Origin of the sequence: Streptomyces atratus (assembly GCF_014648655.1) — a bacterium.
Classification (GTDB): Bacteria; Actinomycetota; Actinomycetes; order Streptomycetales; family Streptomycetaceae; genus Streptomyces; species Streptomyces atratus.
Genome location: NZ_BMRN01000003.1, coordinates 204,335 through 230,892 on the forward strand (window position 1 = coordinate 204,335; position 26,558 = coordinate 230,892).

Annotated in this window: 30 protein-coding genes, 2 tRNA genes and 1 pseudogene; 24 read left to right on the plus strand and 9 right to left on the minus strand. The window is 70.0% G+C overall.

Annotation, left to right across the window (positions count from 1 at the left end):
- Positions 1–660, minus strand: a 660-nt coding sequence (locus tag IEZ15_RS06510) for a sensor histidine kinase (RefSeq protein ID WP_189274967.1), incomplete at its 3' end; no start/stop codon positions are given.
- Between the two features lie 169 nt (positions 661–829).
- Here IEZ15_RS06510 and IEZ15_RS06515 point away from each other — a divergent pair.
- The 12 genes from IEZ15_RS06515 to htpX all read left to right on the plus strand — a co-directional run bounded on the left by IEZ15_RS06515 (position 830) and on the right by htpX (position 12,518).
- Positions 830–1,231 carry an NADH-quinone oxidoreductase subunit A gene (locus IEZ15_RS06515; protein ID WP_037689408.1) on the plus strand — a complete coding sequence of 134 codons (402 nt, stop codon included), beginning with the start codon at positions 830–832 and terminating at the stop codon, positions 1,229–1,231.
- A gap of 53 nt (positions 1,232–1,284) precedes the next feature.
- On the plus strand, positions 1,285–1,926 hold the full coding sequence (locus IEZ15_RS06520; RefSeq protein WP_189274970.1) for an NADH-quinone oxidoreductase subunit B: 642 nt from the start codon (positions 1,285–1,287) through the stop codon (positions 1,924–1,926).
- Positions 1,923–3,068, plus strand: coding sequence for an NADH-quinone oxidoreductase subunit C (locus IEZ15_RS06525; RefSeq protein WP_189274973.1), 1,146 nt, complete (start codon positions 1,923–1,925; stop codon positions 3,066–3,068). The genes IEZ15_RS06520 and IEZ15_RS06525 overlap by 4 nt, the downstream gene beginning before the upstream one ends.
- A complete protein-coding gene (locus tag IEZ15_RS06530; protein WP_189274975.1) occupies positions 3,065–4,033 on the plus strand; it encodes a complex I subunit 1/NuoH family protein in 969 nt (322 codons plus the stop codon). The genes IEZ15_RS06525 and IEZ15_RS06530 overlap by 4 nt, the downstream gene beginning before the upstream one ends.
- On the plus strand, positions 4,033–4,764 hold the full coding sequence (locus tag IEZ15_RS06535) for a NuoI/complex I 23 kDa subunit family protein (RefSeq protein ID WP_189274978.1): 732 nt from the start codon (positions 4,033–4,035) through the stop codon (positions 4,762–4,764). Before IEZ15_RS06530 ends, IEZ15_RS06535 begins: the two co-directional genes overlap by 1 nt.
- A complete protein-coding gene (locus tag IEZ15_RS06540; RefSeq protein WP_189274980.1) occupies positions 4,761–5,324 on the plus strand; it encodes an NADH-quinone oxidoreductase subunit J family protein in 564 nt (187 codons plus the stop codon). Before IEZ15_RS06535 ends, IEZ15_RS06540 begins: the two co-directional genes overlap by 4 nt.
- Positions 5,324–5,737, plus strand: a complete 414-nt coding sequence (nuoK, locus tag IEZ15_RS06545; protein ID WP_114246068.1) for an NADH-quinone oxidoreductase subunit NuoK — start codon at positions 5,324–5,326, stop codon at positions 5,735–5,737. Before IEZ15_RS06540 ends, nuoK begins: the two co-directional genes overlap by 1 nt.
- Positions 5,734–7,734: an NADH-quinone oxidoreductase subunit 5 family protein gene (locus IEZ15_RS06550; protein WP_189274982.1), complete on the plus strand. Its 2,001-nt coding sequence runs from the start codon at positions 5,734–5,736 to the stop codon at positions 7,732–7,734. The genes nuoK and IEZ15_RS06550 overlap by 4 nt, the downstream gene beginning before the upstream one ends.
- Positions 7,735–7,761: 27 nt before the next feature.
- The gene (locus IEZ15_RS06555; protein ID WP_189275367.1) at positions 7,762–9,312 is read left to right on the plus strand and encodes a complex I subunit 4 family protein; all 1,551 of its coding nucleotides are present in this window, start codon (positions 7,762–7,764) and stop codon (positions 9,310–9,312) included.
- A complete protein-coding gene (locus IEZ15_RS06560) occupies positions 9,309–10,883 on the plus strand; it encodes an NADH-quinone oxidoreductase subunit N (protein ID WP_189274984.1) in 1,575 nt (524 codons plus the stop codon). Before IEZ15_RS06555 ends, IEZ15_RS06560 begins: the two co-directional genes overlap by 4 nt.
- 97 nt (positions 10,884–10,980) lie before the next feature.
- A complete protein-coding gene (locus tag IEZ15_RS06565; RefSeq protein WP_189274986.1) occupies positions 10,981–11,439 on the plus strand; it encodes a large conductance mechanosensitive channel protein MscL in 459 nt (152 codons plus the stop codon).
- A gap of 215 nt (positions 11,440–11,654) precedes the next feature.
- Complete coding sequence (gene htpX, locus IEZ15_RS06570; RefSeq protein ID WP_114246072.1) at positions 11,655–12,518, plus strand: zinc metalloprotease HtpX; 864 nt, start codon at positions 11,655–11,657, stop codon at positions 12,516–12,518.
- A gap of 208 nt (positions 12,519–12,726) precedes the next feature.
- On the opposite strand, the gene IEZ15_RS06575 is transcribed toward htpX, so the two are convergent.
- Positions 12,727–13,128: a YccF domain-containing protein gene (locus IEZ15_RS06575; RefSeq protein ID WP_114249244.1), complete on the minus strand. Its 402-nt coding sequence runs from the start codon at positions 13,126–13,128 to the stop codon at positions 12,727–12,729.
- Positions 13,129–13,238: 110 nt separating this feature from the next.
- Here IEZ15_RS06575 and IEZ15_RS06580 point away from each other — a divergent pair, with 110 nt between their 5' ends.
- Both IEZ15_RS06580 and IEZ15_RS06585 read left to right on the plus strand, forming a co-directional pair.
- Positions 13,239–13,796, plus strand: a complete 558-nt coding sequence (locus IEZ15_RS06580; RefSeq protein WP_114246073.1) for an SMI1/KNR4 family protein — start codon at positions 13,239–13,241, stop codon at positions 13,794–13,796.
- 106 nt (positions 13,797–13,902) lie between these two features.
- A complete protein-coding gene (locus tag IEZ15_RS06585; protein WP_114246074.1) occupies positions 13,903–14,175 on the plus strand; it encodes a GlsB/YeaQ/YmgE family stress response membrane protein in 273 nt (90 codons plus the stop codon).
- Here the strand turns inward: IEZ15_RS06585 and IEZ15_RS06590 are convergent.
- The 3 genes from IEZ15_RS06590 to IEZ15_RS06600 form a co-directional block, all read right to left on the minus strand.
- Positions 14,136–14,849 carry an alpha-ketoglutarate-dependent dioxygenase AlkB family protein gene (locus tag IEZ15_RS06590; RefSeq protein ID WP_189274988.1) on the minus strand — a complete coding sequence of 238 codons (714 nt, stop codon included), beginning with the start codon at positions 14,847–14,849 and terminating at the stop codon, positions 14,136–14,138. The two genes, IEZ15_RS06585 and IEZ15_RS06590, sit on opposite strands and share 40 nt — an antisense overlap.
- A gap of 1 nt (position 14,850) precedes the next feature.
- The gene (locus IEZ15_RS06595; RefSeq protein ID WP_114246076.1) at positions 14,851–15,360 is read right to left on the minus strand and encodes a methylated-DNA--[protein]-cysteine S-methyltransferase; all 510 of its coding nucleotides are present in this window, start codon (positions 15,358–15,360) and stop codon (positions 14,851–14,853) included.
- A 186-nt stretch (positions 15,361–15,546) separates the two neighbouring features.
- Entirely contained in the window at positions 15,547–16,035 is a 489-nt protein-coding gene (locus tag IEZ15_RS06600) for a YajQ family cyclic di-GMP-binding protein (protein WP_030926258.1), read from the minus strand.
- A 332-nt stretch (positions 16,036–16,367) separates the two neighbouring features.
- Between IEZ15_RS06600 and IEZ15_RS06605 the strand changes: the two genes are divergently transcribed.
- Positions 16,368–16,817, plus strand: coding sequence for a 2-thiouracil desulfurase family protein (locus IEZ15_RS06605; protein WP_189274990.1), 450 nt, complete (start codon positions 16,368–16,370; stop codon positions 16,815–16,817).
- A 75-nt stretch (positions 16,818–16,892) separates the two neighbouring features.
- Here IEZ15_RS06605 and IEZ15_RS06610 read toward each other — a convergent pair whose 3' ends face one another.
- Together IEZ15_RS06610 and IEZ15_RS06615 are read right to left on the minus strand one after the other, a co-directional pair.
- Positions 16,893–17,549: an SDR family oxidoreductase gene (locus tag IEZ15_RS06610; protein ID WP_189274992.1), complete on the minus strand. Its 657-nt coding sequence runs from the start codon at positions 17,547–17,549 to the stop codon at positions 16,893–16,895.
- Between the two features lie 34 nt (positions 17,550–17,583).
- Positions 17,584–18,879 carry an amidohydrolase family protein gene (locus tag IEZ15_RS06615; RefSeq protein ID WP_189274994.1) on the minus strand — a complete coding sequence of 432 codons (1,296 nt, stop codon included), beginning with the start codon at positions 18,877–18,879 and terminating at the stop codon, positions 17,584–17,586.
- A 302-nt stretch (positions 18,880–19,181) separates the two neighbouring features.
- On the opposite strand from IEZ15_RS06615, the gene IEZ15_RS06620 reads away from it, so the two are divergent.
- The 8 genes from IEZ15_RS06620 (at position 19,182) to IEZ15_RS06655 (ending at position 23,958) form a co-directional block, all read left to right on the plus strand.
- Positions 19,182–19,254, plus strand: a tRNA-Thr gene (locus IEZ15_RS06620).
- Between the two features lie 45 nt (positions 19,255–19,299).
- Positions 19,300–19,372: transfer RNA gene (locus IEZ15_RS06625), tRNA-Met, on the plus strand.
- An 89-nt stretch (positions 19,373–19,461) separates the two neighbouring features.
- Entirely contained in the window at positions 19,462–19,626 is a 165-nt protein-coding gene (rpmG, locus tag IEZ15_RS06630; RefSeq protein WP_003956487.1) for a 50S ribosomal protein L33, read from the plus strand.
- Between the two features lie 103 nt (positions 19,627–19,729).
- The gene (locus IEZ15_RS06635; RefSeq protein ID WP_189274997.1) at positions 19,730–20,182 is read left to right on the plus strand and encodes a MaoC family dehydratase N-terminal domain-containing protein; all 453 of its coding nucleotides are present in this window, start codon (positions 19,730–19,732) and stop codon (positions 20,180–20,182) included.
- Entirely contained in the window at positions 20,182–20,610 is a 429-nt protein-coding gene (locus tag IEZ15_RS06640; protein ID WP_189274999.1) for a MaoC family dehydratase, read from the plus strand. Before IEZ15_RS06635 ends, IEZ15_RS06640 begins: the two co-directional genes overlap by 1 nt.
- Positions 20,611–20,777: 167 nt before the next feature.
- Positions 20,778–21,326: a TetR/AcrR family transcriptional regulator gene (locus tag IEZ15_RS06645; protein WP_189275369.1), complete on the plus strand. Its 549-nt coding sequence runs from the start codon at positions 20,778–20,780 to the stop codon at positions 21,324–21,326.
- A gap of 75 nt (positions 21,327–21,401) precedes the next feature.
- Positions 21,402–22,832: an MFS transporter gene (locus IEZ15_RS06650; RefSeq protein WP_189275001.1), complete on the plus strand. Its 1,431-nt coding sequence runs from the start codon at positions 21,402–21,404 to the stop codon at positions 22,830–22,832.
- A 70-nt stretch (positions 22,833–22,902) separates the two neighbouring features.
- Entirely contained in the window at positions 22,903–23,958 is a 1,056-nt protein-coding gene (locus IEZ15_RS06655; RefSeq protein ID WP_189275003.1) for a UDP-N-acetylmuramate dehydrogenase, read from the plus strand.
- A gap of 12 nt (positions 23,959–23,970) precedes the next feature.
- Here the strand turns inward: IEZ15_RS06655 and IEZ15_RS06660 are convergent, their stop codons facing one another.
- Positions 23,971–24,606 carry an NAD(P)-dependent oxidoreductase gene (locus IEZ15_RS06660; RefSeq protein ID WP_114246083.1) on the minus strand — a complete coding sequence of 212 codons (636 nt, stop codon included), beginning with the start codon at positions 24,604–24,606 and terminating at the stop codon, positions 23,971–23,973.
- Positions 24,607–24,692: 86 nt separating this feature from the next.
- On the opposite strand from IEZ15_RS06660, the gene IEZ15_RS06665 reads away from it, so the two are divergent.
- Positions 24,693–25,298, plus strand: a complete 606-nt coding sequence (locus IEZ15_RS06665; RefSeq protein WP_189275005.1) for a TetR/AcrR family transcriptional regulator — start codon at positions 24,693–24,695, stop codon at positions 25,296–25,298.
- A 62-nt stretch (positions 25,299–25,360) separates the two neighbouring features.
- Here the strand turns inward: IEZ15_RS06665 and IEZ15_RS06670 are convergent.
- A pseudogene (locus IEZ15_RS06670) lies at positions 25,361–26,368 on the minus strand (adenosine deaminase); the annotation flags it as partial.
- Between the last annotated feature and the right edge of the window lie 190 nt (positions 26,369–26,558).

The following is a 26,558-nucleotide window of genomic DNA, read 5'->3' on the forward strand; positions in this document are numbered from 1 at the left end:
GAGGCCCATGGCGAGGGCGACGAGCCGGGCCTGTGCCCCGTCGTGCAGGTCGCGTTCGATGCGGCGCAGGTCGGCGGCGGCCGTGTCGACGACCACCCCGCGGTCCGACTCCAGCTCGGCGATCCTGCGCTCCAGCTCGTCGGAGGGCGAGAGCAGCCCGCGTGCCATCGCCCGGTCGGCATTGGCGAGGAGCCGCGCGATGTAGGGAAGCACCGGCCACAGCACGAAGAGGCTCACGAGCGTCACGGTGAAGCTGAGTACACCCCAGGGCAGCCGTATGAAGGAATACAGCACCGCCCGCCAGCCCACCGGGTCCGTGAGGCTCGACCACAGCCAGGGGAAGAACCCCTGTTCCCGGCGGGACAGAACCGTCGGGCTCGGTTCGTCGATCCGCACCCCGAGCATCGCCCGCGCCCGGCCCCGCTCGGCCCTCCCGATCAGCCGCGCTCCTTGCAGTCCGGCGGCGAGCAGAGGCAGACCGATCACCGTGACCGCGAGCCCCACGCCGATGCCGATCATGAACACTGTGTAAACAAACCCGGCGATGGCCATGGGGAGATTGGCCAGGAGACAGGCGATCTCCTTCCATGTCCACCGATCGAGGGCGAAGCGGGCGGGCGGCGGCCGGTCGTTGTCGGGCACCAGGGGGCTCATGGTCATACGCCCAGCCTGCCGGGCGGGGCCTGCGCACGCCATGGGGCTCGTGGGTGGGGTGAAGTAGGGATAACCCCACCCGTTGTCCGATGCGACTGCTTACCCTCTCTTTAACAGGGCCTAGACTCCCGTGCGTACAGATCGTCGAACAGGTTTGAGGGAGCGAGGGACGGACGTGGCGGACCTGCCGGAATCGACCGTTCTTGCGTCGGACTACTTCCACAGCTATTCAGTGGTCGGACTGCTCGCTGTGATCGGCGTGCTGTTCGTCGCCGTCGCCTTCGGCGCCGGCCGACTGCTGCGCCCCGTGGTTCCCACGCCGGAGAAACTCCTGACGTACGAGTGCGGCGTGGACCCGGTGGGTGAAGGATGGGCACATACCCAGGTCCGTTATTACGTGTATGCCTTCCTGTACGTGATCTTCGCCGTCGACTCGATCTTCCTGTTTCCGTGGGCGACCGTATTCGCCGCACCCGGATATGGGGCGACGACTCTGGTGGAAATGTTCATCTTCCTCGGTTTCCTGGCCGTAGGACTGCTCTACGCATGGAAGAAGGGCGTCCTCGAATGGACGTGACGAGCCCGCCGCCCCCCGAGCACCGGCCCGCAGTGCAATCGGGACCGGAGCCGATGCCCGAGGCGGGGTCCGGACCGCAGGCCGGGGTGGGGCCCGAACCGCAGCCCGTTCCGACGTTCCTGCCGGAGCCCAAGCGGCTCGGTGTCCTGTCGCGCCTGGCTCCCGAGCCGATGAAGGTGGTCCTGAACTGGGGCCGCCGCTACAGCCTCTGGGTCTTCAACTTCGGGCTCGCCTGCTGCGCGATCGAATTCATCGCCGCCTCCATGGCCCGGCACGACTTCATCCGGCTCGGCGTGATCCCGTTCGCCCCCGGCCCGCGCCAGGCCGACCTCATGATCGTTTCCGGCACGGTGACGGACAAGATGGCTCCGGCCGTGAAGCGGCTGTACGAGCAGATGCCCGAGCCCAAGTACGTCATCTCCTTCGGCGCCTGCTCCAACTGCGGCGGCCCGTACTGGGACTCGTACTCCGTGACGAAGGGCGTCGACCAGATCATTCCGGTCGATGTCTATGTACCCGGCTGCCCGCCCCGGCCCGAGGCGCTCCTCCAGGGCATCCTCAAGCTGCAGGAGAAGATCGCCCGCGAGTCGCTGGGTGAGCGGTACGCGACGGGCGGCGCCGGCCGTCCTTCCACCGCCGCACTGCGCAGCGGCCTGGTCGCCGCTCCGCCGACACCGGGGGAGGGGCAGAAGTGACCGGCGCCGAAAACCATGACCGGGAAGGCTACGACCGGCTTCCGGACGCCGCCGCCGAACTCTTCGGCGAGGACGCGACGGCCGAGTACGCCTACGACCTGCTGACCGTCGACGTACCGGCCTCCTCCTGGACCGCCGCTCTCGAAACGGCCCGCGACCGGCTGGGGTGCACCTATTTCGACTGGCTGAGCGCTGTCGACGAACCGGGCACCGGCTTCCGGGTCTGCGTCCATGTCGCCTCCCTGGCCGAGGGCAAGGTCCGTCGGCTCTTGATCCGTACGACCGTTCCGCACGAGGCGGCGGTCCTTCCCACCGCCATCGGCATCTACGCGGGCGCCGCCTGGCACGAGCGCGAGACACACGAGATGTTCGGCATCGGCTTCGAGGGCCACCCGCACCTGGTGCCGCTGCTGCTGCCCGAGGGCTTCGAGGGCCACCCGCTGCGCAAGGACTTCGTGCTGGCGGCACGCGTCGCGAAGGCCTGGCCGGGCGCGAAGGAGCCGGGCGAGTCGGAGCACGGCGGCCCGAAGCGGCGCACGATGCTGCCGCCCGGCGTCCCCGACCCGAACGAATGGGGCCCCCTCAAGGGCCAGCTCCCGCCCGCCCCGTCCCGCCCGGCCCGCACCCCGCGCGCGGCGGGCGACCGCCCGGTACGCCGTACCCGCAGCGTGAGCGAGGGCTCGGCCGGCCAGCAGCCGAAGACGGCAGCACCGGCCACCGAGCCCACACCCGCCGCAACCCCGCGCCGTACCCGCAGCGCGTCCCAGGGCTCGGCCGGCCAGCAGCGCGAGGCGGCGAAGCCGGGGACGGCCGGGGCCGGGGCCGAGGCCCGGGAACAGGCAGGACCGAACGCGTCGGGGACAGGGACCGGGACGGCAGAGCCGAAACCCGGAAGCAGCGACGCTCCCTGGCACCACGCCCGCCCGGCCTTCGACACGACCGGTGGTCCGGAGGCGGAGCCCCCGGTCCGGGAAGGGGCGGGCAGGGGAGAGGCCCCGCGCAGCGACACCTCCGTCCCCGAGGCCACGCCCACCCCCGACACCACAGCCCCCACGGACACCCCCGACCAGCCCGAGCCCCCGGCCCAGGACCCCACACCCGAGCCGGCCCCCGACCGCCCAGCCGGAGGCGATACCGCGTGAACGACGCACTGGACGTCGCCCTCCGGCTCGTCATCGTCTTCGCCGTGTTCATGGTCCTCCCCCTCGTCGTGGGGCAGACCGAGCACAAGGTGATGGCCCATATGCAGGGCCGCCTCGGACCCATGTACGCGGGCGGCTTCCACGGCTGGGCCCAGCTCGTCGCGGACGGCGTGAAGTTCGCGCAGAAGGAAGACATCGTCCCGGCCGAGGCCGACCGCCGTATCTTCCAGCTCGCGCCGGCCGTCGCGCTGCTCCCGTACCTCCTCGTGCTCGTCGCCATCCCGATCGGCCCCAGCGAGGGCGCGGTCGGACAGATCGTCGACGCAGGCATCTTCTTCGTGCTCGCCGTGATGGGCGTCGGAGTGCTCGGCTCGCTGATGGCGGGCTGGGCCTCGGCCAACAAGTTCTCCCTCCTCGGGGGCCTGCGCACCGCCGCCCAGCTGCTCGCGTACGAACTGCCGATGCTGCTCGCCGCCGCGTCCGTCGCGATGGCGGCAGGCACCGTCTCCCTCCCGGGCATCCTCAACGCCTTCGAGTGGTGGTGGCTGCCCTGGCAGATCGTCGGTGCCCTGGTCTTCTTCGTGGCCGGACTCGCCGAACTGCAGCGCCCGCCGTTCGACATGCCGATCGCCGACTCGGAGATCATCTTCGGCGCGTACACCGAGTACACCGGCCTCCGTTTCGCCCTGTTCCTGCTCGCCGAGTACGCGGGCATCGTCGTCCTGTGCGGACTGACCACCGTCCTCTTCCTCGGTGGCTGGCACGGCCCGTTCGGCGCCGACGGACTCGGCTGGGTCTGGACGCTCCTCAAGACCGCGGTCCTCGCCTTCGTCGTCATCTGGCTGCGCGTGAGCTACCCCCGGCTCCGGGAGGACCAGCTGCAGAAGCTCGCCTGGACCGCCCTCATCCCGCTCGCTCTCGCGCAGATCGCGCTCACCGGCATCGTGAAGGTGGCGATCAACTGATGGCTGCACCGCTCCCGCCCTCGCGGCCCCGCATCCCCGGATCGGGCCTGGCCAAGGGCCTGGCCGTCACCCTGCGGACGATGACGAAGAAGACGGTCACCGCGCAGTACCCGGACGTCCAGCCCGAGCTGCCGCCCCGCTCCCGCGGTGTCATCGCGCTGTTCGAGGAGAACTGCACGGTCTGCATGCTCTGCGCCCGGGAGTGCCCGGACTGGTGCATCTACATCGACTCCCACAAGGAGACGGTGCCCGCCGCCACCCCGGGCGGGCGCGAGCGCAGCCGCAACGTCCTCGACCGCTTCGCGATCGACTTCTCGCTCTGTATGTACTGCGGTATCTGTATCGAGGTGTGCCCCTTCGACGCACTGTTCTGGTCGCCGGAGTTCGAATACGCGGAGACGGACATCCTCGAACTCACTCATGAGCGCGACAAGCTCCGCGAATGGATGTGGACGGTGCCGGAACCGCCCGCGCTCGACCCCGGCGCCGAGGAGCCGAAGGAGATCGCCGCCGCCCGCAAGACGGCGGAGAAACTCGAAGCCCAGCGCGCCAAGGAGGCGCAGGAAGCCCAGCAGGCCGAAGAAGCCCGGCAGGCCGAAGAAGCCCGGCAGGCCGAAGAAGCCCGGCAGGCCGAAGAAGCCCGGCAGGCCGAAGAAGCCCGGCAGGCCGAAGAAGCCCGGCAGGCCCGGGAGACCCAGCAGGTTCAGAGGGAAGAAGAGGGGGAGGAGTGACACTCGCAGCCGCCGCGGCCCACTCCGCCCACTCCGGCTTCCTCTCCCCGACCGGCATCGAGATCGCTTTCGTCCTCGTCGGAATCGCCACCCTCGGCGCAGCCCTCGTCACGGTCACGACCAAGCAACTGGTGCATGCCGCCCTCTGGCTGGTCGTGGCGCTCGGCGGTCTCGCCGTCGAGTACCTCCTGCTCACCGCGGAGTTCATCGCCTGGGTGCAGGTACTGATCTACGTCGGTTCCGTGGTCGTCCTCCTTCTCTTCGGGCTGATGCTCACCAAGGCCCCCATCGGCCGCTCCCCGGACGCCGACTCGGGCAACCGCTGGGCGGCCCTCGGGGTGGCGGTCGCCGCCGCCGGCGCGCTCGTCTGGGTCGTCGTCGACGCCTTCCGCACCACCTGGATCGACCTGGACGGACCGGCCCAGGGCTCCACCGAGGTGACCGGCACCTTCCTCTTCCGGCACTGGGTGCTGCCGTTCGAAGCACTCTCCGTCCTGCTGCTCGCCGCCCTCGTCGGCGCGATCGTCCTGTCCCGCAAGCGCAGTAAGGAGCAGAGCTGATGCACCTCGCCTATCCCGCCGTGCTCGCCGCCCTCCTCTTCTGCACCGGGCTGTACGGAGTGCTCGCCCGTCGCAACGCGATCCTGGTCCTGATGTCCGTCGAGCTGATGCTCAACGCCGTCAACCTCAACCTGGTCGCCTTCGATGTCTGGCTCCGCGACACCCTGCACTCCGGCCAGGCGCTCACCCTCTTCACCATCGCCATCGCGGCGGCGGAGATCGGCATCGGCCTGGCGATCGTCCTCGCCGTCCACCGCAACCGCGGCAGCTCGGACGTCGACCGCCTCCGCGACACCGCCGAGACCGACGCCGCCGAAACCCTCCCCGGCGATGAGGCCGACGAGATCCACGGCACCGAAGACCAGGCCACTGCTCCGGCAGGGAAGGCAAAGAAGGCAGAGGCCACCGCGTGACCACCACGACCCTCGCCGTCCTCGTCCCCCTTCTTCCGTTCCTGGGCGCCGCGGCCGGTCTCCTTCTCGGACGCACCGCCCCCGGATACGTACGCCCCCTCGCCGTACTGCCCACCCTCGCCGCCTTCGTGCTCGCCGTCGTCGTCGCCTCGGACCAGGGCGGCGGCCGGGCCATCGACGCCGCGACCCGGCTCACCCCCACCGGCTCGGTCCCGATCGACCTCGCCCTCCACCTCGACGGCTTCGCGGTCCTCGTCGCCGTTCTGGTCGGGCTCGTCGCGACCTGTGTGCAGATCTACTCGACCGCCTACTTGCGCGACGACCCCCGATACCCCTCGTACGCGGCTCTCGTCTCCCTCTTCACCGCCGCGATGCTGCTCGTCGTCTACTCCGGCGACCTGATGGTGCTCCTGGTCGGCTGGGAGATCATGGGCATCTGCTCGTACTTCCTCGTCGGCCACTACTGGGAGACGCCCGAAGCCCGCGCCGCCTCCCTCAAGGCATTCCTGGTAACCAAGCTCGGCGACGTCCCCTTCCTGATCGGTCTGTTCGCGCTCGCCGCCGACACCGGCACGTTCCGCATCACCGGCATCCTGGGCGCCGTCGCGAACGGCGGCCTGGACCACCCCACCGTCGTCGCCCTGCTGCTCCTTGCGGGCGTCGCGGGCAAGTCCGCGCAGTTCCCCCTGCACACCTGGCTGCCCGACGCGATGGCCGGCCCGACCCCCGTCTCCGCGCTGATCCACGCCGCGACGATGGTCGCCGCCGGTATCTACTTCGTGGCCCGGCTCCTCCCCGTCTTCGCCCAGTCCGGCGCGGCCCTCGTCGTCCTCGCCGTGATGGCGGCGATCACGATGATCGGCTCGGGACTCGCCGCCCTCGCCCAGGACGACATCAAACGCGTCCTCGCCTACTCGACGATCGGCCAGCTCGGCTACATGGCCGGCGCCCTGGCCGTCGGCGACCGCGGTGCCGCCGTCTTCCACCTCCTCTCCCACGGTGCGTTCAAGGCCGTCCTCTTCCTCGCGGCGGGCGTCGTCATCCACGCCGCCGGGACCAACTCGCTGGCCGCCATGTCCCGTATGGGCGGCCTGGCGAAGCGCATCCCGGACGCCTACTGGACGATGACCGTCGCCCTCCTCGCGCTCGCCGCCATCCCGCCGTTCGCCGGCTTCTTCTCCAAGGAAGCTGTCCTCGTCGCCGCCGAGCACACGGCACTCGGGGACCGGCACGTCGCCCCGGTCGCCGCCGGCTGGACCGTCCTTGTCGCGGGACTGCTCGCCGCCGTCCTCACCGCCGCGTACGCCACCCGCCTGTGGCTCCTCGCCTTCCGGGGCCGCGGCACCGAGGTCCCCGACCACGGCAGGCAGCCCGTCGCGATGACCGCCGTCCTCTGGGTGCTCGCCGTCCCCACCATCGCCTTCGGACTGACCGTCGGCGCGATCACCGACTGGTTCGACGGCCACAGCCTCACCCCGTCCGTGACCACCGCCGTCCTCTCCACGGGCGTCGGCCTCGTCGGCGGCCTCCTCACCTACGGCGCCTGGCGCCACACATCGGCACTCGCCGCCCGCACCCCCGTCGGCACCGTCGTCGCCCACCCCGAGGCCGAACCCGCCCTCGTCGAGGCCGAGGCCATGACCCACCACACCGCCGGCTACGGCGACACTCCGGGCACCCCCGACCCGGCCGACCCGGGCCGCCTCCTGCTCGGCCCGCTCCACCGCCACGCCGCCACCGGCTTCCACCTGGACGCCCTGTACACGACCCTGTTCGTCCGCCCCGTCCAGGCCGCGGCGAGCCTCGTCCGCTTCCTGGACCGCGAGGTCGTCGACACCTACGTACGGGGCTCCGGCACCGGCGCGCGCTGGCTCGGCACCGCCGTCCGCCGCGCCCAGACCGGCAATGTGCAGACCTATCTCAGCGCACTGCTCGCCGGTTCCCTGGTCCTGGCGATCGCCGCCGTCGTTTTTGCCAACGTCAACGCCGGGTCGTGAACCGTGATCGATATCAGCGAAACCGTGATGCAGTTCCTTCTCGCGTTCATCGTCGTCGTCCCGCTCATCGGCGCTGTCGCCGCCCTCCTGCCGGCCCCGCCCGGGCTGAAGGGAAAGAGCCCCGACCAGGCCGTGCTCCGCCACGGCGTGACCGTCACCGGCGCGATCCTCATCGCCGCGATCGTGCTCGCCGCCGGCTTCGACCACGACCACCCGTCGAAGATGCAGGCCACCACCGACATCAGCTGGATCCCGGCGCTCGACGTCCGCATCCACCTCGGCATCGACGGCATTTCGCTCCCCCTTCTCGTACTGACCGCGCTGCTGACCTTCCTCTGCGCGCTGTACAGCTACTTCAAAATGCCTGAAGGCCCCTCCCCGAAGGCCTTCGTCGCACTCGTCCTCGTCCTGGAGTCCGGCACCCTCGCGACCTTCGCCGTCCTCGATCTGCTGCTGTTCTTCCTGGCGTTCGAGATGGTGCTCATCCCGATGTACTTCCTCATCGCCCGCTGGGGCGGTGCACAGAAGCAGGCCGCCGCCTGGAAGTTCATCCTCTACACGCTGCTCGGCTCGGTGATCATGTTGCTGGGCCTGCTCCTCATCGGACTGAAGAGCGGCACCTTCGACATGGTGGCACTCGCCACTGACAACGGCCGTGGGCTCACCTCGTCCGTACAGGTCATCGCCGTTCTGGCGATCGGTATCGGGCTCGCCGTGAAAACCCCGATGTGGCCGCTGCACAGCTGGCTCCCGGACGCCCACACCGCCGCCCCGACCGTCGGCTCGGTCCTGCTCGCGGGTGTCCTGCTGAAGATGGGTACGTATGGATTCGTCCGCATCCTGCTTCCCATTGCCCCCGACGGGATGCACACCTTCGCGCCGTACCTCGCCGCCTTCGCGGTCGTCGGCATCGTCTACGGATCGCTCGCCTGCCTGGCGCTGGCCCGCCCGGGCTCCAAGGGCGACCTCAAGCGCCTGATCGCGTACTCCTCCGTCGGGCACATGGGCTTCGTACTCCTCGGCATCGCGAGCATGACCCCCACCGGAGTCAACGGCGCGCTCTTCGCCAACATCGCCCACGGTCTCATCACCGGCCTGCTGTTCTTCCTGGTCGGTGCGGTCAAGGACCGGTACGGCACCGCCGACCTCGACACCCTCTCCGGCGCCACCGGGGCCGCGCTCTACGGCCGCGCCCCCCGCCTCGGCGGCCTCCTCGCCTTCGCCGCCGTCGCCTCCCTGGGCCTGCCCGGCCTCGCCGGGTTCTGGGGAGAGATGCTCGCCCTGTTCGGCTCCTTCGACCCCGCCGACGGCCTCAGCCGCCCCGCCTTCCTCACCTTCATGTCGATCGCCGCGTTCGGCACCCTGCTCACCGCCGCGTACATGCTGATCGTCGTACGCCGGGTCTGCATGGGCGAGAAACGGGAAGAGCCGCAGCAACTGGCCGATGTCCAGACGTACGAATTCGCCGCCTGGACCCCGCTCGTCGCCCTCACCGTCCTCGCCGGTCTGTGGCCCGCAGTCCTCCTCGGCCTCACCGACCCGGCCGTGCAGAAGCTCCTCGCAGGAGGCAAGTCGTGACCACAGCCGTCGTCACCCCGGGCGTCGTCACCACAGCGGCCGAGACCACCACCAGCCTCATCCAGTCCGTCGACTGGCTCGCTGTCGCGCCCCCGGTCGTCGTCGCGGCCGTCGCCCTGATCGTCCTGGTCGCCGACCTCTTCCTGCCCGAGGAGCACAAGCCGCTCCTCGGCCGGGTCACCATCGCCGGACTCGTGGCCGCACTCGCCCTGCTCGTCCCGCTGCGCGACGGCGACCGCTCCACCTTCTGCCTCACCGCGGCAACCACCGGCACCGGTGGCCCCGGGGCCTGCAGTTACACCGCCGACCACTTCGCCCTCGTCATCCAGGCCCTCGTACTCGGCGGTGCCCTGCTGACCGCCCTGCTCTCCCTCGGCGACACACGCAAGCTCCCCGCGGGCGAGTTCTGGTTCCTCCTGCTGTCCTCCGCGTCGGGCGCCGCACTCCTGCCCGCCGCCCGCGACCTCGCCACCCTCGTCGTCGCCCTCGAAGTCGCCTCGCTGCCCGCCTTCGCCCTCGTCGGCATCAAGCGCGGCGACCGGCGCTCCTCCGAAGCCGCGCTGAAGTTCTTCCTCTCCTCCGTCGTCGCGACCGCCGTCATGCTGCTCGGCGTCAGCTTCGTGTACGCCACCACCGGCACCCTGCACCTCACGGAGATCGCCGCCCGGCTCGACGACGTACCCGGTCAGCTCGACACCCTCGCAAAGGTGGGTGTCGTCCTCACCCTGGTCGGCTTCGCCTTCAAGACAGCCGCCGCGCCTTTCCACTTCTGGGTTCCCGACACCTACGTCGGCGCACCTCTGCCGGTCGCCGCCTACCTTTCGGTCGTCGGCAAGGCGGTCGGCTTCTCCGGCCTCATCCTCGTCACCGTGATCGCGTTCCCGGCGTACGCCGACGTCTGGGGACCGGCCCTCGCCGTCCTCGCCGCGCTCACCATGACGACCGGCAACGTCGCCGCACTGCGCCAGAGCTCCACCCGCGTCCGCAGCGCCGTACGCCTGCTCGCCTGGTCGTCCGTCGCCCAGGCCGGCTACCTCCTGGTGCCGATCGCCGCCGCCGCGTACTCCAGCGACGGGCACATCGGCTCCACCGTCGCGTACGCCCTCATGTACGCCGTCGTGAACCTCGGCGCATTCGCGGTCGCGGCCCTCGTCGCGCGTACGAACCCCGGAAACCGGATCTCCGACTACCGCGGCCTGTACGCCACCCGCCCCCTGGCCGCCCTCGCGATGGCCTTCTTCCTGCTCTGCCTGGCCGGCCTGCCGCCCGGCATCATCGGCCTCTTCGCCAAGGTCACGGTCTTCTCCGCGGCCGTCGACGCGGGACTCGGCTGGCTCGCCGTCGTCATGGCCGTCAATGTAGTGATCGCGCTCTACTACTACCTGCAGTGGACCGCGGCCCTCTTCCGCGCTCCGGAGGAGACTGCGGCGGACGAAGCCGCACCCGCCCCCACCAGGCACCGCGCCCCGGCCTCCCTCACCGCCGCGATCGCCCTCACCGCCGTCGTCGGTGTCGTACTGTCCGGTGCTCCGCAGACGGTCCTCAGGTTCGCCGCCGTCAATCTCTTCTGATGTACGCAAGATCGGTTTGCCCGGGACGGCCCGTACAGGGCAAGGTCATGCCCGCACATCCCCACATGCGTACGCATTTCCCAGAGGAGCCAGAGCAGTGCTGAACGGGTTCAAGGACTTCATCCTGCGTGGGAACGTCATCTCCATGGCCATCGGGCTGGCCGTCGGAGCCGCGTTCACCGCAGTCGTCACCGGATTCAGCACCGCTTTCATCACCCCGCTGATCGGCCTCGCAACCGGTTCCGTCGGCGACTTCAGTTCTGCGCAGTTCTCGGTCGAGGGCGCCATCTTCCCGTACGGGAAGTTCCTGGCCGCCGCCATCGCCTTCCTGATCACCGCGGCGGTGCTCTACTTCGGCGTCGTCGTCCCCATGACCAAGGTCCAGAACCGCTTCTCCAAGGTGGACGAGAAGGTCGACATCAAGGCCGCCGTGCGCGACTGCCCCCGCTGCTACACCGAGATCCCGGCCATCGCCTCCCGCTGCGCCCACTGCACCAGCGAGATCGAGCCGGACCGCGAGGCCCTCGCACTCGCCGGCCTTCCCGCCCAGCGCTGAGCAGCCCGGCGCCGACCGGCACACGCCGATCCCTCCACCCGTACGGCCCAGGGCCCGATCCGGCCGCAAATGCCGGACAGGCCCTGTGCCCACGGCCACGCGCACAAGGGAACTAGCTCTCCTCGCCTGGCGTTGACCAGTACGGGAGGCTCCACTGAAGGAGTGGAGACCACCAAGCAAAGGGTTCCCCTGCCGCACCACTTGGAGGGCGTACCGTGCACCGCCGGCACAACGGGCTGAGAACCGCCGTACTCCTCGGGGGCCTGTCCGCACTCATCATCGTCATCGGAAGCTTCTTCGGACGTACGGGCCTGATCGTCGCGCTCCTCGTAGCCGTCGGCACCAACGCCTACGCGTACTGGAACAGCGACAAGCTGGCGCTCAGGGCCATGCGCGCCCGCCCCGTCAGCGAATTCGAGGCGCCACAGCTCTACCGGATGGTCCGCGAGCTCTCAACAGCAGCCCGCCAGCCCATGCCCCGGCTCTACATCTCCCCGACACAGGCCCCCAACGCCTTCGCCACCGGCCGCAATCCGCGCAACGCGGCGGTCTGTTGCACCGAGGGCATCCTGCAGATTCTGGACGAGCGAGAGCTGCGCGGAGTCCTCGGCCACGAGCTGAGCCATGTCTACAACCGCGACATCCTGATCTCGTCCGTCGCCGGAGCGCTCGCCTCCGTCGTCATGTTCCTGGTCAACTTCGCCTGGCTGATCCCGGTGGGCCGGTCCGACGACGACGAGGGCCCCGGCATCCTCGGCATGCTGCTGATCATGATCCTCGGCCCGCTGGCCGCCTCCGTCATCCAACTGGCCGTAAGCCGCTCCCGCGAGTACGAGGCGGATGCCTCGGGGGCCCAGCTGACCGGCGACCCATTGGCCCTCGCCGGCGCCCTGCGGAAGCTCGAAGCCGGTACGAAACAGCTCCCTCTGCCTCCCGAGCCGAGGATCGAGACCGCGAGCCACATGATGATCGCGAATCCCTTCCGCCCCGGCCAGGGCATCTCCAAGATGTTCTCGACGCACCCGCCGATGGCGGAGCGCATCGCACGCCTGGAGCAGATGGCAGGTCATCGTCCGTGAGGACGATCGGTGCGGACGCCCCTGGTGGAAGTCGGAGAAGAGCAGACCGAGGAAATCCACAGAGGGATGCCGAGCACGGTGAGCACGGCGATCGCCGCCCCGGCCGGGCAACCGCACCCCGTCAGTCGGTTGCTGGTTCTCGCGTACTCATCGTCGTCCCCCACGCCGCCATTGGACCGCATCCCCTGTCAGGGGACGCCGACAGCTCCTAGCGGGCTCCGAACGCTTCGTCGGTCGGGACCACCTCTCGGCCCAGCGGCATGAGCGAGATGGGGATCATCTTCAGATTTGCCCAGCCGAAGGGGATTCCGATGATCGAAACGAACAGCGGGATGCTCGTGATCAGGTGCCCCAGCGCGAGCCACCACCCGGCGAAGACGAGCCAGATCACGTTACCGACGCACGAGGGCGCACCCGCGTCGGGCCGTTCCACGGTGGTCCGCCCGAATGGCCACAGCACGTAGCCGGCGATTCTCAGCGAGGCGATGCCGAACGGGATCGTCACGATCAGGACGAAGCAGATGATCGCAGCGAGCAGGTAGCCGAGGGCCATCCAGAACCCACAGAACACCACCCACAAGACGTTCAGGATCAGCTGTACGAGCTTCATGATCACTAGCCTTCCGCAAGTTCGCCTGTCAGGGCTGTTCAAAGCCAGTATCGGTCCCGGAACCGAAGAGGGCTCGCCTGACTGTCAGTGCCGTCGTCCACCATGAACCCATGAACGACACCGAGCAGTTGCTGGCAGCCGCGGAGAAGACCGCACGCACCACCCCGCGCCCGGAGAAGTACCCCCTCCCGGCGCCCCTGCCCGCCGAGGGCGTCGCGCGTGCCGAAGCCGCCCTCGGCTTTGCCCTGCCACCGCTGCTCACTGCCCTGTACACCCGGATCGCCAACGGCGGCTTCGGGCCGGAGTACGGTCTGATGCCGCTGATCGGCGACCGGGCTCCGGACGGGGAGGAGTCCGCCGTCGCGCAGTATCTCGCCCACCGCCGGAGCGCGGCCGAGGAGGGCGAGTGGCCGTGGCCGGAGGGCGTGCTGCCGATATGCAGCCTGGGCTGCGGGATGTACTCCTGCGTGGACTGCCGCAGCGAACACACGACGGTGCTGCTCTTCGAACCGAACGCCGACGAGCCGGAGCACGCCTGGTACGTGGACCAGCCCGACCTCGCACAGTGGCTGCGCAGTTGGCTGGACGGTACCGCGTGGTACTCCGAGGAGTCCGAGGACGAAGGGGCCGACATGGCGCCCTGGCCGGATTTCAGCGCCCGCGTATGACCCATGGGCGGGCGGGTGCGGCCCGTTCGCGGATCGCGCACTGCAACCGCCCGACCGGCAGGAACGTCTTGGATTCCAAGACCGAGTGACGGGTAGGTTCGCACGCATGAGCATCATTGGCTGGATCATTCTCGGACTGCTTGCCGGCGCCATCGCCAAGGTCCTGCTCCCGGGTCGCGACCCGGGCGGCCTGGTCGGCACCACCCTCATAGGGATCATCGGTGCCTTCCTCGGCGGCTGGATATCGTCGCGCTTCCTCGACCGACCGATCTCCAACGACTTCTACGACACGGCCACTTGGGCCGCGGCCATCGGCGGTTCGCTGGTCCTGCTGATCGTCTACCGGCTGCTCTTCGGAAACTCCCGCGAACGCCGCTGACGCCCGTCAGAGCCTGGGGTGCCCAACCCGGTCTCGCGCAGGGTCAGATTGAGCCGGCCACGGCTCATCCCCGTCGCAGGATCGGCCGTCCCCGGACGGACCTTCGGTACGCCGTGGAACGCGAAGCGTGAAGGCCCGCCGAAGACGAACAGGTCACCGGAGGTCAACTCCACATCCGTGTAGGGCTTTCCGCGGTTCTCGGTGTTCCCGAAGCGGAAGACACAGGTGTCGCCGATGCTGAGTGACACCACCGGAGCACCGGACCGCTCCTCCTTGTCCTGGTGCATGCCCATCCGCGCCGCGCCGTCGTAGAAGTTGATGAGGGCGGCGTCCGGCGCGTACGCCCGGGCCGGGCTCTCGTCCCCGTACGCCTCTGCCAGCGCCTCCCGTCCCAACTCCGCCAGCCAGTCGGGAAACTCGGCGACCCGCGCACCGTTCACATCGTCGGCCGTGCGTGAATACCGGTACGGCTGCCAGTGCCACCCCAGACAGACCGTCTGCACGGACATCACCCCGCCACCCGGCACCACCGTGTGCCGCAACGGCACAGGCCCGCGCGCCCATTCCCGGCAGGCCGCCACCAACTCCCGTTGGCGCTCCTGCGGCAGCCACTCGGGCACATGCACGGCCCCCGGCGCGACGACGGCCCGCGGCCTCGGAAAGAGCCCGGACATGTCAGCGCACCGCCAGGGCGCCTTCCAGCCCCAGAAGCTGTTCCTTGCGCTCCAGGCCGCCCGCGTACCCCCGCAAGGCCCCGTCCGCGCCGATCACCCGATGACACGGCCGCACGACCAGCAGGGGATTGCGCCCGATCGCCGTACCCACGGCCCGCACGCCCGCCCCGGGCGTACCGATCCGTTCGGCGATCTGCCCGTACGACACGGTCTCCCCGTACGGGACAGTGTCCAGCGCCGCCCAGACCCGGCGCTGGAAGTCGGTGCCCAGGCCGTCCGCGTACACGACGTCGAAGCGGGTCAGCCGCCCCTCGAAGTACTCCCGCAGCTGTGCGGCGATCCCCGCGAAGGCTTCCGGCGCATGGACCCACCCGTCCTGGACGACAGCGGCGCCCTTCTGGCCGGGCAGTGAGAGTGAGGCGAGCGCGACTGGGCCGTCCGTGCCGGTGGCCTTCTCGCCGACCAGCAGCAGCTCACCCAGCGGGCTGTCGACCGTTGCGTACATGGTCATGACTCGTCCCTCTCCTCCTTGTCCGTGCCGGAAATCGACCGGATCGTCGTCCGGCACGGACAAGTCTGCGTCCCCCGCTCCGCCGCGACCGGCGGTATTCGGACATCGCACCCCGGGTGCGGGGCGGAGCGGCGCATCCGGCTCCGCGCCCCCCCGTGCCCGGAAGGCGCACGGCCTGCCGGAGGCCTACCGGTAGTTCACGAACTGCACGGCGAAGTCGAAGTCCTGGCCCTTCAGCAGCGCCTGCACGGCCTGCAGATCGTCCCGGCTCTTCGAGCTGACCCGCAGCTCATCGCCCTGGACCTGCGCCTTGACGCCCTTCGGGCCCTCATCGCGAATGATCTTCGCCACCTTCTTGGCGTTCTCCTGGGAGATGCCTTCCTCGATCGTGGCGAAGATCTTGTACTCCTTGCCGGACAGCTGCGGCTCGCCCGCGTCCAGAGACTTCAGCGAGATGCCGCGCTTGATCAGCTTGGACTGGAAGATGTCGAGGATCGCCTTGACCCGCTCCTCGCCGTTCGCCTCCATCAGGATCTTCTCGCCGGACCAGGAGATCGAGGCGCCGGTGCCCTTGAAGTCGTAACGCTGCGAGATCTCCTTGGCGGCCTGGTTGAGGGCGTTGTCGACCTCCTGCCGCTCGACCTTCGAGACGATGTCGAAACTGGAGTCGGCCATGACGTGTGGCTCCTTGTATCGGGGTGCTGGGAAACGGGGTGCATACGGGCGGCTGCGGGCCTGCCGGCCCCACGCTGCCGATCAAAGCCTAGCCACCCACGCCCGATCGGGCCGCTGATCAATCCAGTGGCGAAGCACCCTCGGGCATCGGGTATCGTTTACGTCGTTGCCACGGAGCACCGCCGAAAAGCGGTTCTCACGGCAGCAATCCCCGGCGGTGTGGCTCAGCCTACCCAGGTTCGAACCCTGGCGCCGCCACATAGCAAGGCCCCTGTCCCAGGACAGGGGCCTTCTTTGTTTCTGCTCGAGGGGTCGTGAAGAGGTTCGTGAACGTGGATCCTGTGTTGGTCAGCGCCTGTCTGCATGGCGTGCCCTGCCGATTCGACGGCCGCGGCAAGGCCTCCGCCGCAGTGACCGAGGCCATCGGAGACCGCCGCCCCGTCGCCTTCTGTCCCGAGGTCGCGGCGGGACTGCCCACCCCGCGCCGCCCCGCCGAGATCGTCGGCGGCGACGGCCACGACGTGCTGGACGGTCGCGCCCGCGTCGTCGACGACACCGGGCACGACGTGACGGAGGAGTTCGTGGACGGCGCCCGGCGGGCGCTGGAGGCCGCGCGCAGGGCCGGGTGCACCGAGGCGCTGCTGATGGCGCGCAGCCCTTCCTGCGGGCGCGGCGCGGTCTACGACGGTACGTTCACGGGCGAGCTCCGCGAGGGCGACGGCGTCACCGCCGCGCTGCTGGAGCGCCACGGCATCACGGTCCGCCCGGCGCCGGGCGGCTGAACCGGGGCGGCGGGCCGCCCCGGACCGGCAGTGCAGTCGTCAGAAAGCCGAACCAACGGCTCAGTGTGCAACGGCTCAGTTCCCCGCCACGTCCTTCACGGCGACCGACACCGGCATGTTCCCCGAGATGAGTTCCAGGGTCAGCCCCGCAGTCGCAGGGGTATCCAGCAGCTCCAGCAGCGCCGCCGCCACGTCGTCGCGCGGTACCGGTCCGCGGCCGGTCGAGGCGGTCAGGAGGACCATCCCGGTGCCCGCGTCGTTCGTCAGCATTCCGGGGCGCAGGATCGTCCAGTCGAGTGCGGTCCTGGAGCGCACGTACGCGTCCGCGGCGCCCTTCGCCCGCAGGTAGGCGTCGAAGACCTCGTCGCCCGGGTGGTCGGGGTCGGCGCCCATCGACGAGATCACTACGCAGCGCCGTACGCCTGCCCGTTCCGCCGCGTCCGCGAACAGCACCGCCGCGCCGCGATCCACTGTCTCCTTGCGTTCCGATCCGCTGTTCGGGCCCGCGCCGGCCGCGAAGACCGCCGCGTCGGCGCCGCGCAGCACCTCCGCCATCTCTTGCACGGAGGCCGATTCGAGATCCAGGACGACCGGCTCGGCGCCTGCCGCCCGGAGGTCCTCGCTCTGTTCCGGATTCCGGATGACGCCTACGGCCTCGTCCCCGCGCGCGGCGAGCAGCCGCTCCAGCCGCAGCGCGATCTGACCATGTCCACCTGCGATGACAATGCGCATGCTCACGACCGTACGCCGCGGCGGGCCCACGCGCTCAGGGCCCGCCGCAGGGCCCGGAATCCGGCCGGGCCTGGCGGGGCAGACCGAGGGCGACGACGGTCTCCGAGTCGCAGTACTCGCGCACCGCGCTCGTCCGCGTCACGACCCGGCCGCGATGCACCACGACCCGGCTGTAGGCGAGCGACAGCACGCCGGAGAGCTGCTCCCCGCGTACGGCGAGCAGCTCGGCCGGGAAGCCGGCCTCGACCCTGACCTCGGGCAGCCCCATCGCCTTCCTCGCGACCGAGGAGACCGCCTCGTACGCCTCGTCGGCCCGCATCCCGCTCTGCGAGGCCAGCAGGTAGGCGGCCTCCAGCGGATCCCCGCGGCCCACAGGGTTTGCGACGTCCCGCAGCGCTCCGCTGCCCGCCGCGACCCGCACTCCGGCCGCACGCAGCAGCCGTACGGGGGCGGTGCCCCGGCCTTCCACCCCGCAGCAGCCGCCCTGGGGGAGGCAGATCACCGTCACCCCGGCCGCGGCGAGCTGGTCGGCGGCGCGGGCCGCGGCCTGAGGGGGAAGCCGGGACAGGCCGGCGCACGGGCCGATGGAAACACCGGGCCGCAGCCCGCCCGCCATGGCGGCCAGTCGGCCGAGTCGGGCGGGATCGTCACCGTGCGTGTGCAGATCGACGGGGCAGCCCTGTTCGGCGGCGATCTCCAGGACGGCTTCCGCGTATCCCGCCGGATCCGGGTCGAGGTCGGGGCAGCCGCCGACCGCGCCGGCCCCCATCTTCACGGCGTCACGCAGCATGGCCAGGTTGTCGGCGCCCGCGACGCCGGTGAGCAGTCGGGGTACGGCGACAGGGGTCAGCTCGGCGAGTCCGCGCAGCGAGCGGCGCGCCTGCAGTACGGCTCCGAGGGAGGTGAGGCCCTGGACGTCCCCGATCCGCACGTGTGCGCGCAGCGCGGTGGCGCCGTGGCCGAGCTGCAGCAGGGAAGCCTCGGTGGCGCGGCGCTGGATGTCCTCCCGGCGGTGCGACACGGGTCCCGGACTGTCGGGGCCCGCACCGTGGGCGGTGAGCGCGGTGTCGCTGTGGGCGTGGGGCTCGGCGGGGGCGGGGAGCAGAAGATAGCCGCGCAGGTCCACCCGCGGACCCGGTGCGGTCAGGCTGCCCGCGGTGCCGACGGCCTCGATGCGGCTGCCGCCGAGCCGTACGTCCACGATGCGGCCGTCGGTGAGACGGGCGCCGCACAGCACCAGGGTGCCGGTCTCGGCGGTGGCGGGGCGGCTGGTCGCATCGGCCGCGTCGGCGGCGTCGTCGTCCGGCCGCCGCGGCTGGCTGTCGGGCATCGCGCTCCTGGGAAGGGGTACAAGATCACGCAGAGTGAGTCGAGCCTAGGGGCGTGTTCGGTCCGGTTCGAGGAGGAGCGAAATAGTCGTACCGGTGTGGCCCTGAGGAGTATCCGGGGCACGGGTGTACGGCTGGGGCCGCGGTGGCTCATGCGGTGGCCGACGCACTGTTCAAGTGGCTGGTGGGCGGGCCGAAAGGCCGCCGGTCGAGGGATCGACGGGGTCTCGATCGAGGGCGCAGGCCGGGGCGTCGAAACGGATTTGGGCGATCGGCAACCAACCGTGTAATGTCTTCATCGCTCGCCCCAATAGCTCAGTCGGTAGAGCGTCTCCATGGTAAGGAGAAGGTCTGCGGTTCGATTCCGCATTGGGGCTCTGGTGATCGGGAAACCCCGCTTCGGCGGGGGGACTCGTCATCAAAGCGGTGTAGCTCAGTCGGTAGAGCAAGCGGCTCATAATCGCTGTGTCACCGGTTCAAGTCCGGTCACCGCTACTTACGGTAGCCGATTGTGGGGTCGGTCCTTCGATCGGCTACTCTTTTTTGCGTTCATCCGTCCATCCGTCCGTCCAAGGAGCACTCACGTGGCTGCCACCGACGTCCGCCCGAAGATCACGCTGGCCTGCGTGGAGTGCAAGGAGCGGAACTACATCACCAAGAAGAACCGGCGTAACAACCCGGACCGTCTTGAGATGAAGAAGCACTGCCCGCGCTGCAACTCGCACACTGCGCACCGCGAAACGCGCTGAAACAGGCTCGTACACGAGGCCGTCCCCACTGGGGGCGGCCTCGTGTCGTTGTATGGGGGCTGTCCTTCGGCCTTTTCATCTTTCATCAGGAGGTAGCGAGCTCATGGCGCTCGACCAGTCCTTCGTGGGGCGGATCTATCCGCCCACCCCGCCGTACGAGGTCGGCCGGGAGAAGATCCGCGAGTTCGCCGAGGCGGTGGGCGACACGAATCCGGTGTACGTCGACCCCGAGGCCGCCAAGGCGCTCGGCCACAGCGATGTGATCGCGCCGCCGACGTTCGTCTTCTCGATCACCTTCAAGGCCGCGGGGCAGGTGGTGCAGGACCCGCAGCTGGGCCTGGACTACAGCCGCGTGGTGCACGGTGACCAGAAGTTCGCCTATGTGCGCCCCGTGCGGGCGGGGGACCGGCTGACGGTCACCTCGACGATCGAGGGCATCAAGTCCCTGGCGGGCAACGACGTCCTGGACATCCGTGGCGAGGTCCACGACGAATCCGGTGAGCACGTCGTGACCGCGTGGACGAAGCTGGTGGCGCGTGCTACCGAGGAGGCGTGATGACGGCGAAGGTTGCTTACGAGTCGGTCGAGGTCGGTACGGAGCTGCCGGCGCAGTCCTTCCCGGTGAGCCGGGCGACGCTGGTGCAGTACGCGGGCGCTTCCGGTGACTTCAACCCGATCCACTGGAACGAGAAGTTCGCCCGCGAGGTCGGACTGCCGGATGTGATCGCGCACGGCATGTTCACCATGGCCGAGGCGATCCGGGTGGTCACGGACTGGGTCGGCGACCCGGGTGCGGTCGTCGAGTACGGGGTGCGGTTCACCAAGCCGGTAGTCGTGCCGAACGACGACAAGGGCGCTCTGATCGAGGTCAGCGCCAAGGTGGCCGCCCTCCTGGACGACAAGCAGGTGCGGGTGGACCTGACGGCCATGAGCGAGGGCAAGAAGGTGCTGGGCATGTCCCGTGCGGTGGTGCGGCTCGGCTGAGGCCGCCCCGTGCGGGTGAGGGGCACTGTCCTTGGGCGGTGCCCCTCACGCATGCGGGCTCGGGCGGGGCCCTCACTCCTGCCGCCGCCCGACGCGTCGTTCGACGGGCCCCGGTAGACCGCTTGACTTAGTTAGTGATTGAGCACTAACTTTCCTGCATGGCAAGGATGAGTGCAGAAGAGCGGCGCGAGAGCGTCATCCGTGCGGCGATCACCGAGTTCGCCCGAGGCGGTTACGCCGCCACCTCCACCGAGGCGATTGCCAAGCGCGTCGGTGTCTCGCAGCCGTACCTCTTCCGTCTCTTCCCCAACAAGCAGGCCATGTTCCTCGCCGCCGCCGAGCGCTGCCTCGCGGACACCCGGAAGGTCTTCTCCGATGCGGCCGAAGGTCTTGAGGGTGACGAGGCGCTGCATGCCATGGCCGCGGCGTATCAGCGCCTGATCGTCGGCGATCCGGACAAGCTGCAGATGCAGATGCAGACGTACGCGGCCGTCGCGGCGGCCGAGGCCTCGGGGGATCACGAGTTCGGCGAGTCGACTCGGGCCGGCTGGCTGCAGATGTGGGACGAGATCCATCTCGCACTCGGCGCCGATCTCGGTGAGACGACGACGTTTCTCGCGTACGGCATGCTCGTCAACACCCTGGCCTCGCTCGGTTTCCCGGCCGGTCACCGGATCTGGTCGGGGTTCTACGACTCGGCCAGGCCGATCGCCTGAGCGGTGCGACCCGGGTTCTGCCCGGTTTTCTGCCCAGAGAAGTTAGTCATTGATAACTAACCCCCAGGGGGAGCAGTGAACCAGCACACAGCAGGCCGCTCGGGAGCGGTCTGGGCCCTTGTCATCACCAGCGTCGCCGGATTCATGGCGGCCCTCGACAACCTCGTCGTCACCACCGCCCTGCCCTCCATCCGCGAGAGCCTCGGCGGCGAACTGACGGAGCTCGAATGGACCGTGAACGCGTACACCCTCACCTTCGCCGTCCTGCTGATGCTCGGGGCTGCCCTCGGCGACCGGTTCGGCCGGCGCCGGCTCTTCCTCGCCGGGCTCACCGTCTTCACCGGCGCCTCCGCCGCGGCAGCACTCTCGCCCGGGATCAACGAGCTGATCGCCTTCCGGGCCGTCCAGGGCGTGGGCGCGGCGATCATGATGCCGCTGACGCTCACGCTGCTCACGGCCGCCGTGCCGCCCGCACGCCGCGGTGCCGCGCTCGGCATCTTCAGCGCCATCACCGGACTGGCCGTGGCCGGCGGACCGCTGATCGGCGGCAGTCTCACCGAGCACCTGTCCTGGCAGTGGATCTTCTGGCTGAACGTCCCGATCGGTCTGGTCCTGCTGCCGCTGGCGCGGCTGCGCCTGACGGAGTCGCACGCGCCGGACTCACGGCTCGACATACCCGGCACACTCCTGGTCAGCGCCGGACTCTTCGGCATCGTCTACGGCCTGGTCAACGCCGATTCCGACGGCTGGACCAGCCCCACCGTCCTCACGGCCCTGTTCGTCGGCGCCGCGCTCATCGGCGGATTCATCCACCACGGCTTCCACGCGAAGAACCCGATGCTGCCCATGCGACTCTTCCGCAGCCGTGCGTTCTTCGGGATCAACATGGCCGGCCTGCTGATGTTCCTCGGGATGTTCGGGTCGATCTTCCTGCTCAGCCAGTACTTCCAGGGCGTGCTGGGGTACTCGCCCACCGAGGCCGGCCTGCGGATGCTGCCCTGGACCGGAATGCCGATGCTGGTCGCACCCATCGCGGGCATGCTCTCCGACCGGCTCGGCGGCCGCCCCGTGGTCGTAGCCGGGCTCGCTCTCCAGGCGGTCGGCCTCGCACTCTTCGCAGTGGTCATCGGGCCCGACGCCTCGTACTCCTCGCAGCTGCCCGGCCTGATCGTCGGCGGCGTCGGCATGGCCCTGTACTTCGCGCCCGCCGCCGGCCTCGTGATGTCCAGCGTCCGCCCTGCCGAACAGGGCATCGCCTCCGGTGCCAACAACGCCCTGCGCGAGGTCGGCGGAGCCCTCGGGGTCGCCGTGCTCGCCACGGTCTTCTCCTCGCAGGGCGGTTACGACTCCGCGCAGTCCTTCACGGACGGGATCGTTCCGGCGGTGTGGATAGGCGCCGGTGTGGTGGCGCTGGCCGCCCTCGTCGCCCTGCTCATCCCGGGCCGCCGCAACGTCCCGGCCCCGGAGCCCGAGGCGGTCGAGGGACGCATTCCCGTCGCCGCCTGACCCACGGCTGCGCGCGTACGGTCCGTGGCCCCGCCCGAGCGGCGGGGGCACGGACCGTACTCTTGTCCCCGTGCAGGAACTCCACGACGCCCCCCTCGCCCCCCTGACCACCTTCCGGCTCGGCGGCCCCGCCGCCCGCCTTCTCACGGCGACGACCGACGCCGAGGTGATCGAAGCCGTGCGCGAGGCCGACGAGAGCGGCACCCCGCTCCTGGTCATCGGCGGCGGCAGCAACCTGGTCATCGGCGACAAGGGGTTCGACGGCACCGCCCTGCGCATCGCGACCGAGGGCTTCGCCCTGGACGGTACGACGCTGGAACTGGCCGCCGGGGAGGTCTGGACGGACGCTGTCGCCCGCACCGTCGAAGCCGGTCTCGCAGGCATCGAGTGCCTGGCCGGAATTCCGGGCTCCGCAGGGGCGACACCGATCCAGAACGTGGGCGCCTACGGCCAGGAAGTGTCCTCCACCATCACGGAGGTCGTCGCCTACGACCGGTACACCCGTGAAACGGTCACCATCCCGAACGCCGAGTGCGCATTCTCGTACCGGCACAGTCGCTTCAAGGCCGAATCCGACCGCTTCGTGGTGCTGCGTGTCCGCTTCGAGCTGGAAGAGGCGGGCGGTCTGTCGGCGCCCCTGAAGTACCCCGAAACGGCCCGCGTCATGGGCGTCGAACAGGGCGAGCGCGTGCCCGCCGCGGCGGCCCGCGAAACGGTGCTCAAGCTCCGCGCCGGCAAGGGCATGGTGCTGGACCCGGAGGACCACGACTCCTGGTCGGCCGGTTCCTTCTTCACCAACCCGATCCTGGAGGAGGCCGAGTACGAGGCGTTCCTCGCCCGTGCCAAGGACCGGCTCGGCCCCGAGGTGACGCCCCCCGCCTTCCCCGCGGGCGGGGGACGCACCAAGACCTCCGCGGCCTGGCTCATCGACAAGGCCGGTTTTACCAAGGGATACGGCACGGGACCGGCCCGTATCTCCACCAAGCACACCCTCGCGCTCACCAATCGCGGCGGCGCGACCACCGAGGACCTCCTCGCGCTCGCCCGTGAGGTCGTCGCCGGGGTCCACGAGGCGTTCGGCATCACGCTCGTCAACGAACCCGTTACGGTCGGCGTGACCCTGTAGCGGGCGCAGCGCTCAGTACGCCACGCCCACGCCCTGCTTCACCGCCGCCGGATCGTCGATCAGCGCCAGCATCGCGTGCGCCACATCGGCCCGCGAGATGGACCGGCCGCTGCGCGGGTTGCTGCCGTAGACCGTGCGGTACGTCCCCGTCAGCGGCCCGTCGGTGAGCTTCGGCGGTCGTACGGACGTCCAGTCCGTCGCGCTGCGGGCCAGCGCGGCCTCCATCAGCGTCAGGTCCGCGTAGACCTCCTTGAGGATCGCCCCGATCGCCTTCAGCATCATCCGGTCCAGCAACGGGTCGTCCGCGGGCTCTGGTGCGACCGGGGCCGCGCTGACCACCAGCAGCCGCCGCGTCCCCTCGGCCTCCATCGCCCGCAGCACCGACCGGGTGAGCCGCTCGGCGATCCCGTCGGCCTTCCGACCGCGCGAGCCGAGGCCGGAAAGCACCGCGTCCCGGCCCGCGACCGCCTCGCGCAGCGCCTCCGCGTCGTCGACGCGCGCCGCAGTGTGGACCCGTACGGCGGAGAGCGGTACGGGCAGTCGCGCCGGATCGCGGACCACCGCAGTCACTTCATGGCCCGCCGCCACCGCTTGGCGGACGATTTCCCGACCGATGCCGCCCGTCGCACCGAACACCGTGATCCTCATTGCGCACCCTCCGGGGTGGGTAAGTATTCACTCACCCCTAGAGTGAGCGGATACTCACCACCTCGTCAAGCTTCATTGGAGTGCACATGGAGCAGAAGCCGGCCCGCGTCCGCATCATCGACGCCGCCCATCAGCTGATGCTCACCATCGGCCTGGCCCGCGCCACCACCAAGGAGATCGCCAGAGCCGCAGGCTGCTCGGAGGCCGCGCTCTACAAGCACTTCCCCAGCAAGGAAGAGCTGTTCGTGGCCGTGCTCAAAGAGCGGCTGCCCAGGCTCAACCCGCTGCTGAAGCGGCTCATCGAGACCCCTGGGGCGGGGGAGCGCACCGTCGAGCAGAACCTCACCGAGATCGCCCGCCAGGCCGCCCTCTTCTACGAACAGAGCTTCCCGATCGCCGCCTCGCTGTACGCCGAGCCCAGGCTCAAGGAACGCCACAACGCGGCGATGAGGGAGCTGGGCACCGGCCCGCACATGCCCATCCGCGGCCTGGACGCGTATCTGCGCTCCGAGCAGGCCGCCGGGCGGGTACGGGCCGACGCGGACACCTACGCGGCCGCCTCGCTGCTCCTGGGGGCCTGCGCGCAGCGGGCGTTCGCCTACGAGGCCACGGAGGGCGGGGGGCCGCCGCAGTCCCTCGATGCGTTCGCCGCGTCCGTGGCCAGGACGCTGATGCGGGGCGTCGGGGCGTAGACCGGACCCGACCGCCGGTCGGGGGGAACCAATCCCGGACCGGGTTCCTGGCCTGCCGGCTTCGACAGCCAGTCATCGATGCGCGCCAGGAGCTCCGTCCGTACCGTGGCCGGCGCTGCGGAGCCGCGCACCGACTGCCTGGCCAGTTCCGCCAGCTCCTCGTCCGTGAACGCGTGGTGGCGCCGTACGAGGTCGTACTGCGCGGCCAGCCGGGAGCCGAAGAGCAGCGGGTCGTCCGCACCCAGCGCCATCGGTACCCCGGCTTCGAACAGTTTGCGCAGGGGTACGTCGGCGGGCTTCTCGTAGACGCCCAGCGCCACGTTCGACGATGGGCACACCTCGCAGGTCACCCCACGCTCCGCCAGCCTGCGCAGCAGCCGCGGGTCCTCGGCAGCCCGTACGCCGTGCCCGATCCGGGCCGCGTCCAGATCGTCCAGGCAGTCCCGCACGCTCGCAGGGCCGGCCAGCTCGCCGCCGTGCGGGGCCGCCAGCAGGCCGCCGTCGCGGGCGATGGCGAAGGCCCGGTCGAAGTCCCGCGCCATTCCGCGGCGCTCGTCGTTGGAGAGCCCGAATCCGACGACACCCCGGTCCACGTACCGCACCGCGAGCCGGGCGAGGGTGCGGGCGTCCAGCGGATGTTTCATCCGGTTGGCCGCGATCACCACCCGGATCGGCAGACCCGTCTCGCGCGACGCGCTGTCCACCGCGTCCAGGATGATCTCGATCGCCGGGATCAGCCCGCCGAGCAGCGGGGCGTACGAGGTGGGGTCGACCTGGATCTCCAGCCAGCCGGAGCCGTCCGCGACGTCCTCCTGGGCCGCCTCGCGCACCAGCCGCTGAATGTCCTCGGGGGCCCTGAGGCAGGACCGGGCGATGTCGTAGAGCCGCTGGAAGCGGAACCACCCGCGCTCGTCCGTGGCCCGCAGTTTCGGCGGTTCGCCGCCGGTCAGGGCATCCGGCAGATGCACGCCGTACTTGTCGGCGAGTTCGAGCAGGGTCGTGGGCCGCATCGACCCGGTGAAATGCAAGTGCAGGTGGGCCTTGGGCAACAGCCGGACGTCACGATCCATGTCCGATCACCTTCTGTAGCTGTTACGCTCCGCACTGTGCCGAAAGGCGTCGGGCAGGGCTTGTCCGTCATGCGGCCAATAGTCGACCACATGAGAAGCCCCCTCTTGTAGGGGGAGGAGTCACTCCAAGATCCTGCCGCAAGGATCTCGGTCCAGGCAGCCGGATTCATCGAACGAGCGCTTGCCTGAA

Coding starts and splice junctions, on each gene's coding strand:
- IEZ15_RS06520 (WP_189274970.1), top strand. CDS start 1,285: ATGCCCGAGGCGGGGTCCGGACCGCAGGCCGGGGTGGGGCCCGAACCG.
- IEZ15_RS06535 (WP_189274978.1), top strand. CDS start 4,033: ATGGCTGCACCGCTCCCGCCCTCGCGGCCCCGCATCCCCGGATCGGGC.
- nuoK (WP_114246068.1), top strand. CDS start 5,324: ATGCACCTCGCCTATCCCGCCGTGCTCGCCGCCCTCCTCTTCTGCACC.
- IEZ15_RS06555 (WP_189275367.1), top strand. CDS start 7,762: ATGCAGTTCCTTCTCGCGTTCATCGTCGTCGTCCCGCTCATCGGCGCT.
- IEZ15_RS06575 (WP_114249244.1), bottom strand. CDS start 13,128: ATGAAGCTCGTACAGCTGATCCTGAACGTCTTGTGGGTGGTGTTCTGT.
- IEZ15_RS06580 (WP_114246073.1), top strand. CDS start 13,239: ATGAACGACACCGAGCAGTTGCTGGCAGCCGCGGAGAAGACCGCACGC.
- IEZ15_RS06585 (WP_114246074.1), top strand. CDS start 13,903: ATGAGCATCATTGGCTGGATCATTCTCGGACTGCTTGCCGGCGCCATC.
- IEZ15_RS06590 (WP_189274988.1), bottom strand. CDS start 14,849: ATGTCCGGGCTCTTTCCGAGGCCGCGGGCCGTCGTCGCGCCGGGGGCC.
- IEZ15_RS06595 (WP_114246076.1), bottom strand. CDS start 15,360: ATGACCATGTACGCAACGGTCGACAGCCCGCTGGGTGAGCTGCTGCTG.
- IEZ15_RS06600 (WP_030926258.1), bottom strand. CDS start 16,035: ATGGCCGACTCCAGTTTCGACATCGTCTCGAAGGTCGAGCGGCAGGAG.
- IEZ15_RS06610 (WP_189274992.1), bottom strand. CDS start 17,549: ATGCGCATTGTCATCGCAGGTGGACATGGTCAGATCGCGCTGCGGCTG.
- IEZ15_RS06615 (WP_189274994.1), bottom strand. CDS start 18,879: ATGCCCGACAGCCAGCCGCGGCGGCCGGACGACGACGCCGCCGACGCG.
- IEZ15_RS06635 (WP_189274997.1), top strand. CDS start 19,730: ATGGCGCTCGACCAGTCCTTCGTGGGGCGGATCTATCCGCCCACCCCG.
- IEZ15_RS06640 (WP_189274999.1), top strand. CDS start 20,182: ATGACGGCGAAGGTTGCTTACGAGTCGGTCGAGGTCGGTACGGAGCTG.
- IEZ15_RS06645 (WP_189275369.1), top strand. CDS start 20,778: ATGAGTGCAGAAGAGCGGCGCGAGAGCGTCATCCGTGCGGCGATCACC.
- IEZ15_RS06660 (WP_114246083.1), bottom strand. CDS start 24,606: ATGAGGATCACGGTGTTCGGTGCGACGGGCGGCATCGGTCGGGAAATC.
- IEZ15_RS06665 (WP_189275005.1), top strand. CDS start 24,693: ATGGAGCAGAAGCCGGCCCGCGTCCGCATCATCGACGCCGCCCATCAG.